At 60.0% G+C, this 6,519-nt stretch carries 4 protein-coding genes; 2 read left to right on the top strand and 2 right to left on the bottom strand.

Annotation, left to right across the window (positions count from 1 at the left end; all coding sequences use genetic code 11):
- A partial coding sequence (locus ACQRAX_RS23965; protein ID WP_427867760.1) for a type I secretion C-terminal target domain-containing protein occupies nt 1-3,123 on the top strand: 3,123 nt, incomplete at its 5' end.
- A gap of 15 nt (nt 3,124-3,138) precedes the next feature.
- Here ACQRAX_RS23965 and ACQRAX_RS23960 read toward each other — a convergent pair.
- The gene (locus ACQRAX_RS23960; protein ID WP_412038109.1) at nt 3,139-3,558 is read right to left on the bottom strand and encodes a YbaN family protein; all 420 of its coding nucleotides are present in this window, start codon (nt 3,556-3,558) and stop codon (nt 3,139-3,141) included.
- On the bottom strand, nt 3,515-4,108 hold the full coding sequence (locus ACQRAX_RS23955; protein ID WP_412038110.1) for a UPF0149 family protein: 594 nt from the start codon (nt 4,106-4,108) through the stop codon (nt 3,515-3,517). The genes ACQRAX_RS23960 and ACQRAX_RS23955 overlap by 44 nt, the downstream gene beginning before the upstream one ends.
- A 245-nt stretch (nt 4,109-4,353) precedes the next feature.
- Here ACQRAX_RS23955 and recQ point away from each other — a divergent pair, with 245 nt between their 5' ends.
- Complete coding sequence (recQ, locus tag ACQRAX_RS23950; RefSeq protein WP_412038111.1) at nt 4,354-6,489, top strand: DNA helicase RecQ; 2,136 nt, start codon at nt 4,354-4,356, stop codon at nt 6,487-6,489.
- Nucleotides 6,490-6,519: the final 30 nt, after the last annotated feature.

Below are 6,519 nucleotides of genomic sequence, written 5' to 3'. Positions count from 1 at the left end.
GACACCCAAGGCGCCGACCGCATCGCCAGTGGACCGATCACACCGCAGTCCATCGAGGGCACCTACGGCAAGCTGGTGTTGGCCGCCGACGGCTCCTACACCTACACCCTGAACACCGCCGACCCGGACTTCATCAACCGCACCGGCACCGGCGTCGAAACCTTCACCTACACCCTCAAGGACGCTGACGGCGATAGCAGCACCGCAACGCTGAAGATCAACGTCAGTAACCTGAATCATCCGGTCGTCATTAATGGCCTGGACGTGGATGGCGGCGAGTTGATGGTCTATGAAAAAAACCTCAGCGACGGCAGCAGCCCAGACAACCCACCGTTGACCCAAACGGGCAGCTTCACCGTGTCGGCGCCAGATGGTCTGCAAACCCTGACCGTAGGGGGCATCACCGTGGTCAGCGGTGGTAACGCGGTTGGCTTTCCGCAAACAGGGACTACCCCGTTGGGTAACTCGCTGACCATCACCGGTTACAATCCGAGCACTGGGGTAGTGACCTATTCCTACACCTTGCAGGACGCTGAAAACCACCCAGGTGGCAACGGCATCAACAATCTCAACGAGCCCATCACGGTCACCGCAACCGATAAAGATGGCAGCACTGACCATGCCACGCTGGATGTAACCATCGTTGACGATGTGTCTGCAGTCGCGGGCGCAGAGCGCTCGGTGACGCCAGGGCAGGTCGACTCCAACCTGCTGCTGATCATCGATGTGTCCGGCAGTATGCAAGTCCAATCGGGAGTCGACGGCAAGACGCGACTGCAGTTGGCCAAGGATGCCATCAGCGCCTTGCTCGACAAGTACGACGAGATGGGCGACGTCAAAGTGCAGATCGTTACCTTCAATTCATCAGCTTCGCAGGAGTCGACCACCTGGGTGTCGGTCGCTCAAGCCAAGCAGATCGTTGCGGGCCTGTCGGCGGGTGGTGGGACCAACTACGATGACGCAGTCGCTGAAGCCAAGTCGGCGTTCGCCAATGGCGGCAGCCTGATCGGGGCACAGAACGTCGGCTATTTCTTCTCTGATGGCAACCCGTCTACGACCTCTCAAGGCATCGGCTCGGATGACGAGACCGCCTGGAAGTCGTTCCTCGACAGCAACGGCATCAAGTCGTATGCCATTGGTCTGGGCAACGGCGTCAACGCCAGCAATCTCGACCCTCTGGCCTATGACGGCAGTAGCCATACCAACACCAATTCGGTGGTGGTCACCGATCTCAATGTATTGAATCAGGTGTTGTCCGGCACGGTGCAAGCTGCGCCAATCACTGGCAGCCTGATGAGCGGTGGTATGTTCGGCGCCGACGGCGGCTTTATCAAAGCATTGCTGGTTGACGGCACTACCTATACCTATGACCCCAAAGCCTTGAACGGACAAGGTAGCTACAGCGCCAACGGTACTGATCGAGGTTCTTTCGACACGGCAACCAACACCTTCAACATCAAGACCATCAAGGGCGGTACCTTGTTGGTCGACATGGATACCGGGGCGTTCACCTATACGCCGCCAAAAGATAACGGCACGACGGTGACCGAGAATGTCGGTTTCACTGCCAGTGACAATGATGGTGACTTGAGCAGCGCCAATCTGGTGGTTACTGTCCATACCAATGTCGCGCCAGTGGCCGGTGCCGACCCTATCATCACCAACATTCTCTCCAGCACCATCACCGTCCCGGCGGAGGCGTTGTTGGCCAATGACAGCGATGCCAACAACGATAGACTCAGCGCAGCGCCGATCACGTTCGATACTGGCTGGGCGGCCAAGGGGGCTGGCTTCTCGGTTGGCAACGGTACTCCGACGGTCAATTTCCTCGGCAGCGCTGACAAAACTGTCAACCAACTGAAGGACCTGGCGCGCAGCTCATTCCGCGGTGCATCGAATACCACTACCGCAGCGTTGATCGTCAGTGGCTACCTGGGAGCACTCTCCAGCAACGCCAATGCCGAAGACGTGCTCACCGTCACCTTGAAACAAGGCGAGTCGCTCAAACTCGATCATGATCGGCCTGCCGGCAACATCCTCATGGAGTGGAAAGACGAGCATGGCGTCTATCAGAGCATTGCCGATGGTGCCAGCTTTACCGCCAGTCATGACGGGGTGTACAGCATCCATGTGATCAACCAGACCAACCCCACGGGGAACAATGTCAACGGTTCAGAAAACTACGCGTTGACCATGACGGTCGACTACGCCAATGCCCAGAACCAAACCTATAACGGCACGTATACGGTCAGTGATGGGCACGGCGGCACCGGCACCGGCAATGTCGATATCACTTACCAGCAAGGCAGCACCTTGACCGGTACCGATGGTCACGACACCTTGCTTGGCGGCTCGGGCAACGACACCCTCAACGCCGGGACGGGCAATGATGTGCTGATTGGCGGTGACGGTAATGACATCCTCAACGCGGGCGATGGCAATGATCTGTTGATCGGCGGCGCGGGTAATGACCAGCTCAATGGCGATGCCGGTATCGATACCGCCAGCTATGCCAGTGCCAACGGTGCGGTAACGGTTACCCTGGCGAGTTCGTTGGCGCAGAACACCGGGGGGGCAGGTAACGATACTTTGACCGGCATCGAGAACCTGATCGGTTCGGACTACAACGACAACCTGACAGGTAATGGCACCGCCAACCTGCTCCAGGGTGGGCTGGGCAATGACACGCTGGTCGGTGGTGGCGGTAATGATGTCCTGATCGGCGGGCCGGGAAACAACGTTCTGACCGGCGGCGACGGCAACGACATCTTCCTCTGGCAACAGGGCAACAGCGGGCATGACAGGGTGACGGACTTCACTCCCGGTACTGATCGCCTCGACCTGTCGCAATTGCTCCAGGGGGAAAATGCGACGACAGCGTCACTGGATGACTACCTGCACTTCAAGGTCACTGGCAGTGGCTCCGGGGTGGTCTCGACCATTGAAGTCAGTGCTGTGGCGGGCGCGGCGCCGACGCAGACCATTGACCTGGCGGGGGTCAATCTGGCTCAGCATTACGGGGTGACGGCGGGGGCGGGTGGGGTGATTGCGGCCGGGCAGGATACTGCGACCATTATCAATGGCATGCTCAATGATCATTCGTTGAAGGTGGATACGGTGTAGTAGGCGGGCGCGGCGTTACGAAGGTCTACGCAAGGTCTTCTGCCGTAAGATGTAAATGCTGACCAGCACCGCACTGGTCAGCATGAACCCACGTGCCCACGGCAGGGGCACCAGGTAGCAGGACAGGCCGATGCTCAGCCACATCAAGCCGATTGCATAGACTTTACCTTTGAGCGGGATGCCTTCACCACTGAGGTAATCACGGATCCACGGGCCCAGCCGCGGGTGGTTGACCAGCCAGTGGTGAAAGCGCGGCGAGCTGCGCGCAAAGCACGCCGCTGCGAGAAGCAGAAAGGGCGTGGTCGGCAATACCGGCAGGAAGATGCCGATCACACCCAGCGCGACGCTGAGCCAGCCGATGGCCAGCAGCAGGTAGCGCATGTACGCGAACTCAGTGGTGGCGTGGCTTGAGCAATGCAGGTGCAGGCTTTTCATCCGGCGCATGTTGCAGCAGGTACAGCGCAGTCAGTGCCTCTGGGATCTGCACGACCATGTCGTCCATCAGGTTGGCATCGCTGGCGATGTCGGCGAACTCAGGTTGTTCGTCGAACAGGCCGGAACCGACCATGATCGGCAGCAGCATTTCGCTGACTTCTTCTTCGGCGGTCTCGAACCAGGCTTCTTCACGCATGAATACGCCTTCCATGAAGCCGATGCACCAGCCGCGCAGGTCGGAGTCGTCCGGCTCGTCGCCCAGGTCCAGATCGCACGGCAGCTCGAATTCCTCGTCGCTGGCCAGTTGGCGGGCGATGTGCGCCTTGAGCTGGATCAGCGTGGCTTCGATCTCTTCACGCTGGGCATCATCCTTGTAGTGCGGCTCTTCGGCGAACAGGGCGTCGATCCATTCGCGCTCGGGAACGTTCTCGGTACCGATCGACAATGCCGTCAGGTAGCCGTGAGCGGCAACGTAGTCCAGCGCTTCTTCGTGCAGCTCGTCGGCGTCGAGGAAGGCTTGCAGGCGGTTCAATTGCTCGGCGAAGGACATTACAGGGCTACCTTGGGAATAAACGATGAACGAATTCTAGCATCTTGCGGCCCTTGCGAGGCAAAGTTGACGCCTATCGCAGAGCACCCTGTGCACCGCAGTGCTCGGGTATAATGCCCGGCTTTTGTACCTGGACGCGCGGTAATGGCCGGTCAGGTAAAAGCCGCTTACGCATTTTCAGGTGTAGCGGGGAAGATTTTCATCCAGCCTGTGGCCAGGATGGTTCTGCGATTTATGGAGTTTTTATGCTCGAACAGGCTCAGCGCGTCCTCAAGGACATCTTCGGCTACGACAGCTTTCGAGGGCGCCAGGGGGCGATCATCGAATGCGTAGCCAAAGGTGGCGATGCGCTGGTGTTGATGCCCACCGGGGGCGGTAAGTCCCTGTGTTTTCAGGTGCCGGCACTGTTGCGTCCGGGCCTGGCGGTGGTGGTGTCGCCGCTGATCGCGTTGATGGAAGACCAGGTGGCGACCCTCGACGAGCTGGGCGTCGCTGCCGCTTCGCTGAACTCCACCCTGAGTGCCGAGCAGCAACGTGAGCTTGCCGGGCGCATTCGCCGTGGCGAAGTAAAGATGCTCTACCTGGCGCCGGAGCGCCTGGTGCAGCCGCGCATGCTGGATTTTCTACGCACCCTGGATATTGCCCTGTTCGCTATTGACGAGGCCCACTGCGTTTCGCAATGGGGGCATGACTTCCGCCCCGAATACCTGCAACTGGGGCAACTGGCCGAGCTGTTCCCCAATGTGCCACGTATTGCCCTGACCGCCACGGCGGACATGCGTACCCGCGAAGAGATCGTTACGCGCCTGCATCTGCAGAATGCCGAGCGCTTCCTGTCGAGCTTCGACCGGCCGAACATCTTCTACCGTATCGTGCCCAAGGAGCAGCCGCGCAAACAGTTGTTGGCATTCCTTGGCGAGCGACGCGGTAACGCCGGCATTGTCTACTGCCTGTCGCGCAAGAAGGTCGACGATGTTGCCGCCTACCTTTGTGACCAGGGCTTTCCGGCGCTGCCTTATCACGCCGGCCTGCCAGCCGAGACCCGCGCCTCGAACCAGCGCCGCTTCCTCAACGAGGAAGGCCTGATCATGGTTGCGACCATCGCCTTCGGCATGGGCATCGACAAACCCAACGTGCGTTTTGTTGCCCACCTGGACTTGCCCAAGTCGCTGGAAGCCTACTATCAGGAAACCGGCCGCGCCGGCCGTGATGGGCTGCCAGCTGATGCCTGGATGGCCTATGGCTTGCAGGACATGGTGATGCTCAAGCAGATGCTGCAGAACTCCGAGGGAGACGAGCGGCACAAACGCATCGAGCAACACAAACTCGACGCCATGCTTGCGCTTTGTGAAGAAACCCGTTGCCGCCGCCAGATCCTGCTCAACTATTTTGATGAAGAACTGCCCCAGCCTTGTGGGCATTGCGACAACTGCATCGATGGTGTGCAGACCTGGGACGCCACCGAGCCAGCACGCCAAGCCCTGTCCGCGGTGTACCGCACCGGCCAGCGTTATGGCGTCGGCCACTTGGTCGATGTGCTGCTGGGTAAGGACAACGAGAAGATCCGTAACTTCGGTCATGATAAACTGGCCGTGTATGGCGTTGGCAAGGCCCGCTCCGAAGGCGATTGGCGCTCACTATTTCGCCAACTGGTGGCACGTGGTCTGGCCGATATCGATCTGGAAGGTTATGGCGGCTTGCGCCTGTCCGACAGCTGCCGCCCGTTGTTGCGTGGCGAAGTCAGCCTGGAATTGCGCCGCGACCTTAAGCCGCAGACCAGCAGCAAAGGCAGTAGCAGCGGCGGTAGTCCGGCCAGTCAACTGGTACGTGGCGACGAGCGCGAGCAATGGGAAGCCCTGCGAGCGCTACGGCGCAAGCTGGCTGAAGAGCACGGTGTGCCGCCGTACGTCATCTTCCCCGATTCGACCCTGCTGGAGATGTTGCGCAGCCAACCGGCGAGCCTCAGCGAAATGGCCCAGGTCAGCGGTGTCGGCGCACGCAAGCTGGAGCGCTATGGTGCAGCGTTCCTCGACGTGCTCGGCGGAGCCGCCGAGGCGCCGCCTCAAGTCGCTGACCTGCGCCACGAATTGACCAGCCTGGCGCGGGCTGGCATGACCCCGGCACAAATCGCCGGGCAGTTGAACTGCAGTGAAAAGAACGTCTACAGCATGCTCGCCGAAGCCATTGGCCGTCAGCAGTTGTCGCTGGAGCAGGCCTTGGACCTGCCCGAAGACTTGCTGGCCGAAGTGCAGGACGCATTCCTCGACGGTGAGGGCGAATTGCCGCCAGTTTCGGCCATTGCCGAACAGTTTGGCACCCGCGTACCGGAAGGGGTGCTGTACTGCGTGCGAGCGGCGTTAGCGGCTGAATTCGAGATGTAATCCCGGCATTGTCATCTTTTATAACGATTG

The organism is Pseudomonas sp. UM16, assembly GCF_050312595.1.
Classification (GTDB): Bacteria; Pseudomonadota; Gammaproteobacteria; order Pseudomonadales; family Pseudomonadaceae; genus Aquipseudomonas.
The sequence above is the reverse complement of the archived record's forward strand: the minus strand, read 5'-3'. Positions and strand labels throughout refer to the sequence as shown.